This is a genomic window from Flavobacterium hibernum (genome assembly GCF_000832125.1).
Taxonomy (GTDB): Bacteria; Bacteroidota; Bacteroidia; order Flavobacteriales; family Flavobacteriaceae; genus Flavobacterium; species Flavobacterium hibernum.
The window spans coordinates 65,887-81,664 of record NZ_JPRK01000019.1 but is presented as its reverse complement, the minus strand read 5'-3'; the positions used below and the strand labels follow the sequence as shown (position 1 = coordinate 81,664).

Annotated in this window: 12 protein-coding genes and 2 tRNA genes; 9 read left to right on the top strand and 5 right to left on the bottom strand. The window is 32.7% G+C overall.

The window, feature by feature from the left end; genetic code table 11:
* The first annotated feature begins 92 nt into the window (after positions 1–92).
* The 3 genes from IW18_RS19900 (at position 93) to IW18_RS19890 (ending at position 1,264) form a co-directional block, all read left to right on the top strand.
* Positions 93–166: transfer RNA gene (locus IW18_RS19900), tRNA-Thr, on the top strand.
* A gap of 104 nt (positions 167–270) precedes the next feature.
* Positions 271–344, top strand: a tRNA-Thr gene (locus tag IW18_RS19895).
* Between the two features lie 467 nt (positions 345–811).
* The gene (locus IW18_RS19890; RefSeq protein ID WP_041519921.1) at positions 812–1,264 is read left to right on the top strand and encodes a DUF5362 family protein; all 453 of its coding nucleotides are present in this window, start codon (positions 812–814) and stop codon (positions 1,262–1,264) included.
* A 145-nt stretch (positions 1,265–1,409) separates the two neighbouring features.
* On the opposite strand, the gene IW18_RS19885 is transcribed toward IW18_RS19890, so the two are convergent.
* The 3 genes from IW18_RS19885 to htpG form a co-directional block, all read right to left on the bottom strand.
* On the bottom strand, positions 1,410–2,126 hold the full coding sequence (locus tag IW18_RS19885) for a DUF4369 domain-containing protein (RefSeq protein WP_041519920.1): 717 nt from the start codon (positions 2,124–2,126) through the stop codon (positions 1,410–1,412).
* 129 nt (positions 2,127–2,255) lie between these two features.
* Positions 2,256–3,083, bottom strand: a complete 828-nt coding sequence (locus IW18_RS19880) for a hypothetical protein (RefSeq protein WP_041519919.1) — start codon at positions 3,081–3,083, stop codon at positions 2,256–2,258.
* Between the two features lie 123 nt (positions 3,084–3,206).
* The gene (gene htpG / locus IW18_RS19875; protein ID WP_041519918.1) at positions 3,207–5,090 is read right to left on the bottom strand and encodes a molecular chaperone HtpG; all 1,884 of its coding nucleotides are present in this window, start codon (positions 5,088–5,090) and stop codon (positions 3,207–3,209) included.
* A 201-nt stretch (positions 5,091–5,291) separates the two neighbouring features.
* On the opposite strand from htpG, the gene IW18_RS19870 reads away from it, so the two are divergent.
* The 3 genes from IW18_RS19870 (at position 5,292) to IW18_RS19860 (ending at position 7,567) form a co-directional block, all read left to right on the top strand.
* Positions 5,292–5,795 (top strand): lipocalin family protein, encoded by a 504-nt coding sequence (locus IW18_RS19870; RefSeq protein ID WP_041519929.1) that lies wholly within the window; start codon positions 5,292–5,294, stop codon positions 5,793–5,795.
* An 18-nt stretch (positions 5,796–5,813) separates the two neighbouring features.
* A complete protein-coding gene (locus IW18_RS19865) occupies positions 5,814–6,509 on the top strand; it encodes an OmpA family protein (protein ID WP_041519917.1) in 696 nt (231 codons plus the stop codon).
* A 107-nt stretch (positions 6,510–6,616) separates the two neighbouring features.
* Complete coding sequence (locus tag IW18_RS19860; protein ID WP_041519916.1) at positions 6,617–7,567, top strand: ABC transporter ATP-binding protein; 951 nt, start codon at positions 6,617–6,619, stop codon at positions 7,565–7,567.
* A gap of 141 nt (positions 7,568–7,708) precedes the next feature.
* Here the strand turns inward: IW18_RS19860 and IW18_RS19855 are convergent, their stop codons facing one another.
* On the bottom strand, positions 7,709–10,120 hold the full coding sequence (locus IW18_RS19855; protein ID WP_041519915.1) for a S9 family peptidase: 2,412 nt from the start codon (positions 10,118–10,120) through the stop codon (positions 7,709–7,711).
* Between the two features lie 263 nt (positions 10,121–10,383).
* On the opposite strand from IW18_RS19855, the gene IW18_RS19850 reads away from it, so the two are divergent.
* The 3 genes from IW18_RS19850 to IW18_RS19840 all read left to right on the top strand — a co-directional run bounded on the left by IW18_RS19850 (position 10,384) and on the right by IW18_RS19840 (position 13,029).
* Positions 10,384–11,391 (top strand): 3-oxoacyl-ACP synthase III family protein, encoded by a 1,008-nt coding sequence (locus IW18_RS19850; protein ID WP_041519914.1) that lies wholly within the window; start codon positions 10,384–10,386, stop codon positions 11,389–11,391.
* A 432-nt stretch (positions 11,392–11,823) separates the two neighbouring features.
* Positions 11,824–12,147 carry a GIY-YIG nuclease family protein gene (locus IW18_RS19845; RefSeq protein ID WP_041519913.1) on the top strand — a complete coding sequence of 108 codons (324 nt, stop codon included), beginning with the start codon at positions 11,824–11,826 and terminating at the stop codon, positions 12,145–12,147.
* A gap of 210 nt (positions 12,148–12,357) precedes the next feature.
* Positions 12,358–13,029 carry a copper homeostasis protein CutC gene (locus IW18_RS19840; protein ID WP_041519912.1) on the top strand — a complete coding sequence of 224 codons (672 nt, stop codon included), beginning with the start codon at positions 12,358–12,360 and terminating at the stop codon, positions 13,027–13,029.
* A gap of 90 nt (positions 13,030–13,119) precedes the next feature.
* On the opposite strand, the gene IW18_RS19835 is transcribed toward IW18_RS19840, so the two are convergent.
* Positions 13,120–15,537 carry an outer membrane beta-barrel family protein gene (locus IW18_RS19835; protein WP_041519928.1) on the bottom strand — a complete coding sequence of 806 codons (2,418 nt, stop codon included), beginning with the start codon at positions 15,535–15,537 and terminating at the stop codon, positions 13,120–13,122.
* Positions 15,538–15,778: the final 241 nt, after the last annotated feature.

Genomic DNA, 15,778 nt, shown 5'->3' with positions numbered 1-15,778 from the left:
TCAACGCATTGTAGTTAAAAAAAAGTATAAAAAAGCTTGATTTTTTTTTGGAAAAACGAAAAACAGGCTTATCTTTGCACCCGTAATGAGTCGCCAGCGTAGCTCAGTTGGCTAGAGCAGCTGATTTGTAATCAGCAGGTCGTGGGTTCGAGTCCCTCCGCCGGCTCAACAAAAACCATCACTTCGAGTGGTGGTTTTTTATTAAAATAAGCAGTAGATTTATTTTGGAAAATACAAAAATCCATTTTATATTTGCACCCGTAATGAGTCGCCAGCGTAGCTCAGTTGGCTAGAGCAGCTGATTTGTAATCAGCAGGTCGTGGGTTCGAGTCCCTCCGCCGGCTCAACGTAAAACCATCACTTTTAGTGATGGTTTTTTTTTTGGAATAAACTGAAAAATGAAATTTCAGATTTTTTAGAGCCCTACGATCAACATTAAATGTTGTGGAGGAGCATAAAGAAATATTACTTAATATTTCTTACCGCAGAGATTGCAAAGATTTAAATTTAAGAGTTCTTCTAAACGCACAAAATTTGCAAAGCTAAGTCAATATAAAGCTTTGTGAACTTTACCTTTTTTAAAAGCTAAGAGAAAAAAAACTCAGCGTTCTTTACAGTAATTTTTTACTCTCTCAGTAGGTTTTAATGTTGATCGAAACTTTGTTTTAATTTTTATTAGACCTCAGAAATACTTGGCTAATTCACTGATTGAATTAATAAATTGTAAAATCGAATTTAACCTTTTTTTATTTGTAGCGGTTATTGCGTTAATTTTCTTATGTTTGTTACTTAACCAGAAAAACATATTACAATGGAAGAAACTTCAGTTTTTGAAAAATTTGAGTTGCAGCTCGACCAAACTGCAAAAGACTTTTTAAAGGAAATCGCTAAATGGGCTTATTTTCTATCAATCGTAGGATTTGTAGGTATCGGGCTTATGCTTGTAATTGCAGTTTTTGCAGGAACTATTTTTGCATCAATGGGAAGCGCTATGGGAGGGGCTTTTGGAAGTTCTTTTGGAGCGGCAATGGGATTTGTTTATGTTTTTATTGCTGCTATTTATTTCTTTCCTGTTTTTTATTTATTCAAATTTTCAGTAAATGCCAAAAAAGCATTTAGAGAGAATGATTCAGAAGCTTTAAGTAGCTCTTTGGGATATCTAAAATCACATTACAAATTTATCGGTATTTTTATGGTAGCGATTTTAGCTCTATATGCGCTTATATTTGTATTTGGAATTATAGGAGCTTTATTTGGTAGATAAAACTAGTACAGCTCAAATTTTAAGCTCAAAATCTGGATTCAATTCATATGATTGATTTACTATCTTAGAATTTAAAGTTTACGCAATAAAAAAACGTCCTGAAAATAGTATTCAGGACGTTTTTGTTTTTGAGATTTTTTAAAATCTATTTTTGTTGTTCTTTTTTAATGTCAGCAACATATTTTGTTAGCTTTTTACCATATAGAGAATTGGCTACTTTTGGAGTCATTGATTTTTGAATTGTATCAAGAAACTTTACGTTAATATCATAAATCTCAGCCAAAGCAATATAAGGTGCTATTTCGTGATCTTTATTGTTAAGAGCAAAGTTTGTAGCGTATAGATATTTTCTTTTAATGTTAGATTCCTGTTTTGCGGTAATACTATCAAGTGCTTTTTGATCTTGTCTTTTTATTGCTTTGAATCTTGATTCAACCATAGAAAGATTTTCTTCATTAAAACGTGAGTTTATTTTTCTGTACTCGTCGTATAATTCTTGATTTTTAGATCCTGTAATTTTAGCGCTATAAATAAAATTATCTAAGTTGGTGTCAATATTGATGTTTCCAGGCTCTGCAAAAAATAAAATATTGTTGTCCATTGAGTTTGTTACACCTCTGTCTAAAAATAAATAAAGCATTTCTGGAGATTCTAATTTGATGTCTCTTTCAAACGAAGAATTTCCATCAATTTTGATACTGTCGATCGCAACAAGTGATGTGTCAACAATTCTTTGAATGTATAAAGTTCCGTTTTTTAATCCTTTAATATTTCCTGTAATATGCAAGTTGTCAGTCGATTCTTTTTTGCTACATGATGCTAATAGGGCAAGTGCAACAAAGGCAATAATTGATTTTTTCATTGGTTTTTAGATTTTGCTGCAAAATAAAGAAAATAGTTTGAATGTAATGAAGTAGTGTTTAAATTTTGTCAAAAATAAATCCCAATCTATTTCTAAATTGGGATTTGTAATTTTTAAAGAATAATACGGTTACATTGTTAAATTATAAGATGTTCCGTTTTCGTGGGTGTAAGTGTATTTACTATCGCAGTCATTATTTCCATAATCGACAACTCCGTTTAATAAGCCGCCTTGAATTTTTAATTTTCCTTTAGAGATAAATTCACAAGAATATTTTTTGACTAATGATTCCTGAACAGTTAAAGTCAATGTTGCTCCACTCGCTGTTGTTATAGTATGATTTCCTTCGGTCATTTCGTAAATATTATCAGCCAAAACGTAAGGAGTGTCGACACCAGCAGTTTGTTTTACGGTCCATGAGCCGGAATTAAGATAAACTCGACCTACTAAATCTGTAAATTTTCCGTTGGTTACTTTTCTGCTCCATTGCGGAACTGTTGGGATAGTTGTTGTGTTGGTGTATTCTATGGTTCCTTCTAATTTTATACCATTAATTGAATAATCGATTCTTTCAATAGTCATTTTGCTTCCAGTTGTAATTACCGGGCCAGAAAGGGTAATTTTAAGTTTTCCTTTTCTTGTTAGTGTGTTATCAGTACAACCAGTTGTTCCGTAATCTATTGTAAATATTTTTGGATAAGAATCAGCATTCTGCTGAGTAACGGTAATCGTGGCGCAAATGCCGGGTGTAGTTTCTGCATTTTTTGATGTAGGAGAAGTTTTCGATGTAGCAAGTAATCCGGTTTTAATGTCCATTTCGTTTGCAGCATCGATTGCTATCGAAGCTCCCACAGATGAAACGTCGGTTTGGTTGCTTGTGTCGTCGTTACTAGAACACGAAACATAAGTAAGTCCTGTGGCACAAACTGTTAGCAGTAGTAAAAAAGTTTTTTTCATAGTAGTTTGGGTTTTTGATTAGGTTAAAAAGGCATTCAAATGTAATAAAAAAAATGAATTGTAATAAAAAAATCCTGTAAGCAAAGCCTACAGGATTTTTATAAAATATTTATGATTCAAAAATTATTTAATCATCTCAAAACTTCTTTTTACAAAAGCAGTTAAAGCTTCTCCTTTTAATAAGTTTTGTGACAATTTAGCTAAATCTAAAGCTTGTTTTACCAAGTGTTCCTGATGTGTTTTGTCTTCAGTGTTCAAAATACTAGTTGCTAGATCTGAATTGGTATTTACAATCAAATTATACATTTCTGGCATATTTCCCATTCCAAACATTCCGCCACCGCCAGACTGACTCATTTCTTTCATTCTACGCATAAATTCTGGTTGCGTTATAATGAATGGAGCAGCTTGACTATCCATAGCTTCTAATTGTACAGAATACGCTTTTGGTATGTAAGCTTCTAATGAAGTTTTAAGAGTTTCTTTTTCTTCATCAGATAATTTAGAAATCGTGTTTTCGTCTTTTTTGATTAAGTTATCAATATGGTCAGAATCTACACGAACAAAAGTTACATCTTTATTATCACCCTCAATTTTTTGAATTAAATGCGAGATAATCGGAGAGTCTAAAAGTAATACTTCATATCCTTTTTCTTTTGCTGTTTCAATATAAGAGTGTTGTGCCTCTTTATTTCCAGCATAAAGAATTACTAACTTTCCGTCTTTATCCGTTTGATTCTCTTTTAATTTTTCTTTTAATTCTTCTAAAGTAAAATAAGTGTCATCTACAGTTGGGTATAATACAAATGCACCTGCTTTTTCGTAGAATTTATCTTCAGAAAGCATTCCGTACTCTAAAACTATTTTAATGTCATTCCATTTAGCTTCAAAATCAGCACGGTTTTCATTAAATAAAGCTTTTAATTTATCAGCTACTTTACGAGTAATGTAGTTTGATATTTTCTTAACCGCACCATCTGCCTGTAATCCTGAACGTGAAACGTTTAACGGAATGTCTGGTGAGTCAATGACTCCTTTTAACATCGTTAAAAATTCTGGAACAATTCCTTCTACGTTATCAGTAACGTAAACTTGGTTTTGGTACAATTGAATTTTGTCTTTCTGAATTTGCATATCTGAACCTAACTTAGGGAAATATAAAATTCCAGTTAAGTTAAACGGATAGTCTACATTTAAATGGATGTGGAACAACGGATCTTCAAATTGCATTGGATACAATTCTCTGTAGAAGTTTTTATAATCTTCATCAGATAATTCAGTTGGTTGTTTAGTCCAAGCTGGATTTGGATTATTGATGATATTGTCAATTTCAACAGTTTCGTTTATATAGTCCTCAGGAGCATCTTCCGGTTTTGGAAGTGTTTCTGTTTTTGTTCCAAATTTAATTGGAATAGGCATAAACTTGTTGTACTTATTCAATAATCCGCTAATTTTTGAATCTTCTAAAAATTCTAGAGAATCCTCAGCAATATGCAAGATGATTTCTGTACCACGTGAAGTTTTGTCAGCTGGCTCTAAAGTAAATTCAGGGCTACCGTCACATGTCCAATGTGCAGCTGGCTCATCTTTATATGATTTTGTGATAATTTCTACTTTTTCTGCAACCATAAATGCAGAGTAAAAACCAAGTCCAAAGTGACCAATAATTCCAGAGTCTTTAGCAGAATCTTTGTATTTGTCTAAGAATTCTTCGGCTCCGGAAAATGCTACCTGATTGATGTATTTTTCAACTTCATCTGCAGTCATACCTAAACCTTGGTCGATAATATGGATTTTTTTCCCTTCTTTATCAACTTTGATCTCGATAATTGGATTTCCGTATTCTACTTTAGCTTCGCCAATGCTTATAAGGTGTTTTAATTTTAAAGTAGCATCGGTTCCGTTTGAAACAAGCTCACGTAAGAAAATTTCGTGATCGCTGTATAAGAACTTTTTGATTAAGGGAAATATGTTTTCTACTGAAACATTAATTTTACCTGTTGTCATATTTTTTAATTTTTTAGTTTAACGTGATGATTCTCATTCCTTCAAATAGAATACCAATTGTTTTTTGGGTGACAAAATGACCGAAGTGTTAATTTTGAAAGAAAATAATTAGATTTTGGAACTGAAGATGTTTCTTTGAATCGTATATTTGTGTTATAATAATTGTTAAACTTGTAAGTATTAACTTAAATAATGTACAAAATGAAGAAAATTATTTTCATTTGCATGATTGCAACGATGTTATTCGCGTGTAAATCAGCTTCGTCTACAACTGCTTCAACAGAAGCACCAACGCTTGCAACTAAACTTGATAAATCGACTCAAGTAGCGTTAAAAGGAAATTGGGTACTTACCAATGTTTCTTATCCCGGATCTGAGTATATTAAAGTAAATTCATTTGATCTTGCGGATTCTAAATGTTTTATTGGTAGTACTTGGAGTTTCATTTCAAACAACAACAAAGGATCAATGGCTTTGACTGCGCCAAGTTGTACTTCATTTTCTTCTCCTATTGTATGGAGCATCAACAGCCAAGGTATGTTTATACTTAAAATTCTTGACGCTGGTGTAAAAGCAAAAAAAGTTAGAGATGGGTATTTACTAAAAGTTGCTGGAGTTACTGATAGTTCTTTTCAGTTAATTGACAACATTAATGTAGGTGGACAAGTGAAAGATGTTACTTACCAATTTCAAAGAGCTAATTAATATTAAAAATATATAAAGATGAGAAAGATAACCGTTTTAAGTTTGAGTAGTTTACTTGTATTAGTAAGTTTCTTTACAAGTTGCGATTCAGTAAAAAATGCTAATAATACACAAAAAGGAGCCGGAATTGGAGTAGTTGCGGGTGGTCTTATTGGAGGTATTTTAGGAAATAATTTAGGACACGGTGGAAACGCTGCTTTAGGTGCTGCTATTGGAGCTGCAGTAGGTGGTGGAACAGGTGCTCTTATTGGAAACAAAATGGATAAACAAGCTCGTGAAATTGATCAGGCTTTACCAGGTGCTTCTGTAGAAAGAGTTGGAGAAGGTATTCATTTAACTTTAAATGAAAACTCTGTTCGTTTTGATACTAACAAATCGACTTTAACTGCTCAAGCAAAAGCAAACCTAGATAAATTGGTTCCTGTATTTAATGAGTACGGAGATACTGATATTCAAATTTTTGGTTATACTGATAATACAGGGAAACCAGAATACAACTTAACACTTTCAGGACAAAGAGCTGCATCTGTGCAAGCTTACTTAGTTGCAAAAGGATTAAAAGCAAGCCGTTTTAAAACTTCTGGTTTAGGAATTGCTGATCCAATTGCAACAAATGATACTCCTGAGGGAAGAGCTCAAAACCGTCGTGTAGAATTTTCGATTACTGCAAATGACAAAATGGTTAATGATGCTAAAGCTCAAGCGGGAAAATAATTATTCAAACGCAATAAAATTTCTTAAAAGCTGTTTCGTAATTGAAGCAGCTTTTTTTTTGACTTTAGAAATTAAACATTGTAAATTTGTGCTTTCAAATATAACCCATGCTCGACATTCAAAATATCTCTTTTTCGTATACCGAAAACCCTGTTATAAAAAACGTTTCTTTTACCATAAATAAAGGTGAGAATATTGCTATTATTGGCGAGAGTGGCTGCGGAAAAAGTACTCTTCTTAAGCTAATATATGGTTTGTATAACTTAGACGATGGCAAAATTTTCTATAACGAAAAGCCAATCTTAGGTCCAAAGTATAATTTGATTCCGGGAATGCCGTATATGAAATATTTGGCACAGGATTTTGATTTGTCTCCTTATGAGACTGTTGCAGAAAATGTTGGAAAATTTCTTTCGAATGGTTTTGCGAATATGAAAAAACTTCGTGTTCAGGAATTATTAGAAATGGTTGAAATGGAGCAGTTTTCTAATGTCAAAGCTAAATTTTTGAGTGGAGGACAACAACAAAGGGTTGCATTGGTGAGGGTTTTGGCTCTTGAGCCGGAAGTAATTTTATTAGACGAACCATTTAGTCAAATCGATGCTTTTCGTAAAAATGCTTTACGCCGAAATTTATTTAAATACCTAAGACAAAAAGGAATTACCTGTATTATTGCAACACACGATAGTACAGATGCTTTGTCGTTTGCTGATGAAGCAATCGTTATGCGAAACGGGGAAGTTCTTACAAAGGGAAATCCAACAAAAATTTATGAAGATCCGGAGACTAAATATGTAGCTTCACTTTTTGGAGAAGTAAACGAAGTGCCAACGCATGTATTGGTTCCTTATGAAGATCAAACTCATAAAACATTGGTTTATCCGCACCAGTTTAAAATGGTGCCCGAATCGAATTTACCGGTAAAGATTAGAAGAACTTATTTTAGAGGAAATCATTTTTTAATTGAAACAGTTTATAAAAGGCAATTAATATTTTTTGAAAGTGAGATTGATTTACCACTTGAACAGGAAATATTTCTTGGATTGAATTATCTTTAATTAGAAAATGTGACAATTAGAAAATTAGATAATTTTTTTTAGTGGTATAAAAACAAGAAACCCGATAGTCTAAAACTATCGGGTTTCTTGTTTTATTGAACCCGACAGGTTTTCAAAACCTGTCGGGTTTACTTGTGTAAATTAGTTCTTTAAATACTTTTCTAAAAACTGATCTTGTTCCCAAAGCAGGTGCAAAATGTTTTCTTTGGCAACATAACTGTGCGCTTCTTTAGGTAAAATTACCATTCTTGCAGTTGCTCCCAAACCTTTAAGAGCTTGATAATAACGCTCTGTTTGCAATGTAAAAGTTCCAGGATTATTGTCGGCTTCACCGTGAACTAATAAAAGAGGAGTTTTCATTTTATCGGCACTCATAAAAGGAGACATTGTCGTGTAAACTTCAGGAACTTCCCAGTAATTACGTTGTTCAGTTTGAAATCCGAAAGGTGTTAAAGTTCTATTGTAAGCACCACTTCTGGCAATTCCGCAAGCAAAAAGATTAGAATGAGTTAATAAGTTTGCAGTCATAAAAGCTCCGTAAGAATGTCCTCCAACGGCTACTTTTTTACGGTTAATATATCCTAAAGCGTCAACGGCATCAATTGCAGCTGCGGCGTTGTCTACCAATTGAGAAATAAAATTATCATTTGGTTCTGTAGTTCCTTCTCCAATAATTGGGAAAGCAGCATCGTCAAGAACAACATATCCTTTAGTTACCCAATACACAAACGATCCATAATAAGGAAAAGTAAATTCGTTTGAGTTTTGTGTCGATTGACCTGCACTATTTCTGTCTTTGTATTCTGCAGGATAAGCCCAGATTAACAAAGGTAATTTCTCTTTTTTTGCTTTGTCGTAACCTACAGGCAAATATAAAGTTCCAGAAAGTTCAAGACCATCTTTGCGTTTGTATCTGATTACTTCTTTACTCACATTTTTAATGCTTTCAAACGGATTTTTGAAAGATGTAATAGGAGTTAAGCTGTTTTGTTTTTTAATATTTCTAAAATAGTAATTTGGATATTCACTTTTAGATTGAATCTGAACTAAAACTTTACCAGTTTTAAAATCTTCAATTTCTAACAAATCTTCTTTTTTGTCTTTATAAGTCGAAGTGTAAATACGTTTAGATTGTAATGTTTTTAAATTAAACTCGTCGATAAAAGGAAATTGTCCTTCTTTTGTATATCCGTCACCAATACGATAAGCATTGTCTTTTTCGATCGCTAAAACATATTTGTTGTATTGGTTTTTTCTTGTTTCAAAAACTCCCGGATCAGAATAAACATCTTGTTGATTTCTATCTGTAATTACTTTTGCCTGTTGTCCAGGATTTGACGGATTAATTAAGTATGTTTTAGTGTTACGAGTATCGTACCATTCGTCAGAAATAAAAGCAATATTATCATTCCCCCAAGTAACATCGCTGTAACGTTGAGGTACTTTTACTAATGATGTTGCATCATTTGTAAATGGAGCTTCCCATAGAAAAACTTCATCTCTAAAATCTACTTTGTTTGCCGGGTTACCCTCGTCAAGAGCTACAACATAAGATAAAGTTGCAGGTTTGTCATTTCTCCAGGTCATTTCTCTTTTTCCTTTTCTAACCGCCATAAAACCTTTTGGGATTATTTCGTTTAAAGGAACTTCGTTAACTGTTTTAACTTCTTTTCCTCTTGCATCATAAACAATTGTTCGAGATGGAAATCTATTAAAAGGAACAACATACGAAAATGGTTTTTGAATAGTAGTTAACATGATGTAATTACCATCTGGCGAAATTCTTTCTCCTGCGTACATAGCAGCATCTTTAAATAATGTTGCAGTTCCGTTAATGTTAACTTTGTATAATTCTGATGTGATGATGTTTTCGAAATTAATTTCATCATTTTTGTTTTTCAACATGTCAGGATACGTTCTGTTTTGAGATTTTTCTCCAGAAGTATTAGAGATAATTGGACCAGTTGGCAAATCTTTTTTAGAATCTAATAAAGCAGGTCTGTTCTTTGGTAGCATTTTTACCAAAATTGTTTCACTATCTAAAAACCAGTTAAAGGGATTTCCAAGGTTTGCATTTACAGTCGCTTCTGTAAGTTTATTAGCTTTTGCAGTTGCAACGTCTAAAACCCAAAGTTCAACACCTGTGTTTGTAGTATGCGAGAACAAAATTTTCTTGTCATTTGGTGACCATAGTATATTGCTAATTTTGGGATTAGTAGGTAATCCGGAAACTTGCACTTCATCCTTACCACTAATTTTTCGTACTTTAAGATTGATAATGTAGGTGGCAGTACTAGAAATATTTGTTACAGGATTAATTCTCAAACCACCTAAACGAAGTTCTTCCTGATTTAAATCGTCTAATGTTTTGTATGTATTTCTATACATCAATAACATATTCTCTTTTTTTGTATCCATTGATACAGTAGGAGCCTTCTCATAATCGGCCAAATCTAAGATCGACTTTGATGGTTTTTGATAGGTTAGATTTTCTTGGGCAAAGGCAAAAAAGCCAATATTTAGAAATAAGAAAAATGTGATCTTTAATTTCATAATTTGAATTTTAGGTGTTTAAAAAATGGCATTCATAATGTTTGACTAAAGTACTTTAATCTTGTTACATTTTATGCGTTATTTTTCATACTTTTCATTGTTTTGATGTAAAAACTGATTTTTCAAAATGTAAATAGCCTTAATTGGGTATATAATTAAAGTATATTAAATTGTCAATTACGAAAAAAACACTAATTTGGACGTTAATGTTTTAAAGTATACTTAAATTTGCATTCCAATTTTATAACAAATAATAAAAGAATATGTATCATTCAAAAATAGCGGGCTTAGGATATTATGTCCCTTCAAATGTTGTGACCAACGATGATTTGTCTAAGATTATTGATACCAATGATGAATGGATTCAAGAGCGCACAGGAATCCAAGAGCGCAGACATATCATTCGTGGCGAAGACACCACAACTACAATGGGGGTAAAAGCAGCTAAGATTGCTATAGAACGTTCTGGCGTTGCCAAAGAAGATATTGATTTTGTAGTTTTTGCTACATTAAGTCCAGATTATTATTTTCCAGGTCCAGGAGTTTTAGTACAACGTGATTTAGGATTAAGAACCGTTGGAGCTTTAGACGTTAGAAACCAATGTTCAGGTTTTGTTTACGCAATATCTGTTGCAGATCAATACATTAAAACCGGAATGTATAAAAACATTTTGGTAATTGGTTCTGAAGTGCATTCTACAGGATTAGATATGACAACCCGCGGACGTGGCGTTTCGGTAATTTTTGGAGATGGAGCAGGAGCGGCGGTTTTAAGCCGTGAAGAAGATTTGACAAAAGGAATTTTATCTACACATTTACATTCAGAAGGACAACATGCAGAGGAATTAGCTTTGCAGGCGCCAGGAATGGGAGCACGTTGGGTAACTGATATTTTAGCAGATAATGACCCAAATGACGAAAGTTATTATCCGTATATGAACGGACAATTTGTATTTAAAAATGCAGTGGTTCGTTTTGCCGAAGTAATTAACGAAGGTCTGGAAGCAAATGGTTTACAAGTTTCAGATATTGATATGTTGATTCCGCATCAGGCAAATTTGAGAATTTCGCAATTCATTCAAAATAAATTTAAATTGAGTGATGATCAAGTTCATAACAATATTCAGAAATACGGAAATACAACTGCAGCATCTATTCCAATTGCTTTGACTGAAGCTTGGGAACAAGGAAAAATCAAATCAGGAGATACAGTTGTTTTGGCTGCTTTTGGTAGTGGTTTTACTTGGGCGAGCGCAATTATTAAATGGTAAATTAATTCATCTTGCAATATATTTCAAAGCCTGCTCTTTTTTAGAGCAGGTTTTTTTATACCCGTATGTCAGTCTGAGCGAAGTCGAAGACACGTTTAAATTGGAGCGCCTTCGACTTCGCTCAGGATGACAATCGAGGTTGTGCATTTTTTGTTTTTTTTTTAATCCAGTATGTCAGTCTGAGCGAAGTCGAAGACAGATTCCAATTGGTACGCTTCCGATTTCGCTCAGGATGACAATCGAGATTGTGCATTTTTTGTTTTTTGAATCAGTATGTCAGTCTGAGCGAAGTCGAAGACCACGTTTCAATTGATACGATTTCACTTTTTGTTCAATATGACAAACATTAATAAATTTAAGTATTTTTCTTACTTTTAATAATTAAAATTTGCTAATAAATCAAAGAGGAGTCTAATTATAAAGTTATTTAAAATGAAGAGGTATTATGTTTATATATTAAAGTGTTCAGATGATAGTTATTACACAGGAGTTACAAGTGATATAGAAAGAAGACTAAACGAACATTGCTTTGGTTCGAATAAAGAAAGTTATACTTATAGTAAAAGACCTCTTGAATTAGTTTTTTGTACTGAATTTAATGATGTGAACCAAGCTATCGCATTCGAAAAACAAGTAAAAGGTTGGAGTAGGAAAAAGAAGGAAGCAATAATAAATGATAAATGGGAGGATTTAAAAAATCTTTCAGAATGTTTAAATAAAACAACGTATAAAAATTTTAATAAAAAGGATGTTTAGTAGTAAATTAGCCTTCTACTTCGCTCAGTATAGCAGTCGAGACTTGATATCGTTTTGTTAATAAGTATTGTCCGTCTGAGCGGAGTCGAAGACACGTTCCAATTGCAGTGCCTTCGACTCCGCTCAGGATGACACCTGGAGTTTGAAATACCATTATAATAACGATTGTTCGTCTGAGCGAAGTCGAAGACTTTTTTAAAATAAATTAAAATGAAAAAAAATCAACTAGAAATAGCCTGTTTCAATTACGAATCGGCGATAATTGCCCAGGAAAGTGGTGCTGATAGAATTGAGTTGTGTGAAAACATGGAACTTGGCGGAACAACGCCAAATGTATTTTTGGCCGAAAGAGTAAGAGAAAAACTATCGATCAAAATGCATGTAATTGTTCGGCCTCGTGGTGGCGATTTTGTTTATACCGATGATGAATTTGCTGAAATGAAAGAAGATATCCAACAATTCAAAAAACTTGGTATAGATGGTTTTGTATTCGGGATTTTAAATCTTGACGGAAGCGTTAATAAAAAACAAAATCAGGAATTAGTAGAGTTGGCGAGTCCGCTTTCGTGCACATTTCATCGTGCGTTTGATGTTGTAAATGATATAGCACAATCTCTTGAAGATGTAATTAATTGTGGTTTTCAAACTATTTTAACTTCTGGACGAGGAAAAAATGTTGAAGAGGGAATTTCAGATCTAGAAATGATTCAGAAATTAGCTAACGACCGAATCGAAATTATGCCCGGAGGAGGTTTGCGATCTTCAAATATAAAATTACTGCAAACAAAATTAGAACCAACTTTTTATCATTCATCAGCAATTACAGATAATACAGAAACTGCAAATCCTGAAGAAATAAAAGAATTGCGAAATTTTTTATAAAGAGATATAAAAATAAAAAAGCCTGAAGTTGGCAAACTCCAGGCTTTTCTTTTCTACAAGAACTATTAAAATCTACTAATAAAAGCGGGATTAAAACATTCCACCACCGCTAGCTTTACTAGTGTTATCTTCTCTTTGTTTACGTTGCAAGTTTTTGATTTTTGCACCACCAAAATTATAAGTTAAACCTAAATAAACTGTTTGACTTTCCCATTTAAATTGCCCTTCATGTGCATAAGGGTACATAGAATCAAATGAATATTTCATCGTATTGAAAACGTCATTAAAACGTAAGCTGATATTCATCTTGTTGTCTAACAATGTATAACGTGAACCTATGTCCATTTTGTACATTTCTTTACTGTTATTTTGTAAACCATCAACACCACCTCTGTAAAAACCAAATAATAAGAAGCTTAAACGCTTGTTGGCTTTAAAGTTTGAGTTCATACGACCATTAAATGCTGCAACAGTAACTTTTCTTTCAAGTGGATTACTTGTTTGTGTTACAGGATCGTATGCAAATACAACTCCTTGTTGATTGATGCTTGAGAAATCAATAGACGGTTGAATATCCCACCATTTTGTGATTTTGTAATTAAAAGAAACCTCAAAACCATAAGATGTATTATGATCGTAGTTGGTATAAGTTAAGATTTGCTTGTTACCCGTTGGGTCAGTTTCGTCTGGATATAAAATTCTACTAATTTGGTCATTAATACTTCTATAAAATATACCAGTAGTAAAGCTTCCTTTTTCAAGAGTTCTAGTATAATTTATTTCTACCGAATTTGTAAATTGAGGTCTTAATTCAGGATTTCCTAATGAAGTCACTAAAGGAGTAGAAAACTCACGAATAGGTTTAGTTTGTTCTAAACTCGGACGGTCTACACGACGGCTGTAGCTAAATTGCAAAGTATTTTTCTCAGTTAAATTATAAGTAAAATAAGCCGATGGATATAAAGTAATATAATCATCATTGAATTTTTCAAGACCTTGATTCAAGTTAGCAGCTACTTTATAACTTTCGAAACGAGTTCCTAATTGGTAACTAAATTTTTTAAATTTCTGACCAAATGTTACATAAGCAGAATAAATATCAGTGTCATAAGTATAATTAGAAACTGGAAGCGCTGCAAACGGATTTCCGGTAAGGTAGTAATTATCTGTTTTAGTAATTCTAGCTTCGGCACCAGCTTCAAGAGTCGTTTTATCGTTTAATGGATTTACGTAATCAACGTTTAAAGTAGTCAGCTTACGAGTTCCTTTGATATAATCATCATAAACAACATTGTTTTGAGTGTTGTCGTTGTTTATCGTTTGAGTATCAAAAGTAGAATATTGAGTGTCTTTATTATCGCTGTAATTTCCTTCAAAATCTAAGGTATGACCTTCTTTTTTAAAGATATGTTTGTACGCTAAATTATAAGTTCCAACTTGGTCTGGTCCAGAATATTTAGATTTTTGAAAAATACTTGCTACATCAGAACCTGTTACATCGTCGTAGTTAATACCAGTATCAACAAAACCTTTTCCGTTCGATTTATTTTGATTCGTGTAAAAAGATAAAGTATTATGATCGTCAATTAAATAATCCATTCCTATTTTATATAAATACGAATCATTATCGTTTAGAACATCAATTTTCTGAAATACATCCGGATTAAATCTTTTAATGAAACCATCATTTTGATACGTTCCAAAGTTTTGTCCCACATTACCAAAGAAATTTACTTTTCCTGTTTTGTAGTTCAAGTTTAAAGATTGGTTGTATTTAGCCGTTTTTCCAAAAGTGATTCCTCCGCTGTAACTTCCGTTAAAACCATTATTTGTGTTTTTATGTAAAACGATATTGATGATTCCAGACATTCCTTCAGGATTGTATTTTGCACTTGGATTCGTAATCAACTCAATTTTTTTGATAGAAGTTGATGGAATTTGTTTTAGTAATTGCGCTGGGTCAATATTCGATGGCCTTCCGTCAATTAATACACGAACATTATCGTTTCCACGAAGCGAAAGTTTTCCGTCCTGATCTACATTTACAGAAGGAATATTATTCATAATATCAGATGCCGATGCTCCTGCTGTAGTTAAATCTTTTCCAACAGTAATTACTTTTCGGTCAATTTTTTGTTCTATTGTTGAGCGGTCGCTTACAATATTTACACCTTTAAGCTGAGTCGCTTCTTCTTCAAGGGCAATATTAATTGTAGCAGTTTTTTTATTGTCGCTTAAAATAATAGATCCCGTATATTTTCTAAAACCAATATATTGAATTTCGATTGTGTAACTTTTTAACGCTAAATTTTTAATAGCAAAATCACCATTATCATCTGTATTTACTCCCGAAACTACTTTTCCGTTTTCTTTGATAGAAACAGTTGCATAAGAAATAGGCGCGCTATTCGATTTTTCGGTAATTTTTCCAGAAACCGATCCCGCGTTCTGGGCTTGCGCTGTTGCCATTACCCCCAGTAAAGCGAACAGAAAGAATTTTAATTTCATAATTGTAGTAAATTGATTTTTTTGATTTGATTGATGATGATGATTGTTTTGTTTTTTTCTTAGATTTTTTTTTACTTTAAATGAATTCAAAGTTCTTATTAAGACTCCTTTATCATCGATATGTTACACAAAAAAAGAAAAAATATTATCTTTTTTTTAAGATGCTCTGTTTGTGAATAGATTAGCGTTTTGATTTTTTGATAATTTTTGCAATCAAAACAAAATCCATTTTAAGAATTTC

Excerpts from the sequence above, each read along its gene's own strand:
- IW18_RS19890 (WP_041519921.1), top strand. The coding sequence starts at position 812 with ATGGAAGAAACTTCAGTTTTTGAAAAATTTGAGTTGCAGCTCGACCAA.
- IW18_RS19885 (WP_041519920.1), bottom strand. The coding sequence starts at position 2,126 with ATGAAAAAATCAATTATTGCCTTTGTTGCACTTGCCCTATTAGCATCA.
- IW18_RS19880 (WP_041519919.1), bottom strand. The coding sequence starts at position 3,083 with ATGAAAAAAACTTTTTTACTACTGCTAACAGTTTGTGCCACAGGACTT.
- htpG (WP_041519918.1), bottom strand. The coding sequence starts at position 5,090 with ATGACAACAGGTAAAATTAATGTTTCAGTAGAAAACATATTTCCCTTA.
- IW18_RS19870 (WP_041519929.1), top strand. The coding sequence starts at position 5,292 with ATGAAGAAAATTATTTTCATTTGCATGATTGCAACGATGTTATTCGCG.
- IW18_RS19865 (WP_041519917.1), top strand. The coding sequence starts at position 5,814 with ATGAGAAAGATAACCGTTTTAAGTTTGAGTAGTTTACTTGTATTAGTA.
- IW18_RS19860 (WP_041519916.1), top strand. The coding sequence starts at position 6,617 with ATGCTCGACATTCAAAATATCTCTTTTTCGTATACCGAAAACCCTGTT.
- IW18_RS19855 (WP_041519915.1), bottom strand. The coding sequence starts at position 10,120 with ATGAAATTAAAGATCACATTTTTCTTATTTCTAAATATTGGCTTTTTT.
- IW18_RS19850 (WP_041519914.1), top strand. The coding sequence starts at position 10,384 with ATGTATCATTCAAAAATAGCGGGCTTAGGATATTATGTCCCTTCAAAT.
- IW18_RS19845 (WP_041519913.1), top strand. The coding sequence starts at position 11,824 with ATGAAGAGGTATTATGTTTATATATTAAAGTGTTCAGATGATAGTTAT.
- IW18_RS19840 (WP_041519912.1), top strand. The coding sequence starts at position 12,358 with ATGAAAAAAAATCAACTAGAAATAGCCTGTTTCAATTACGAATCGGCG.
- IW18_RS19835 (WP_041519928.1), bottom strand. The coding sequence starts at position 15,537 with ATGAAATTAAAATTCTTTCTGTTCGCTTTACTGGGGGTAATGGCAACA.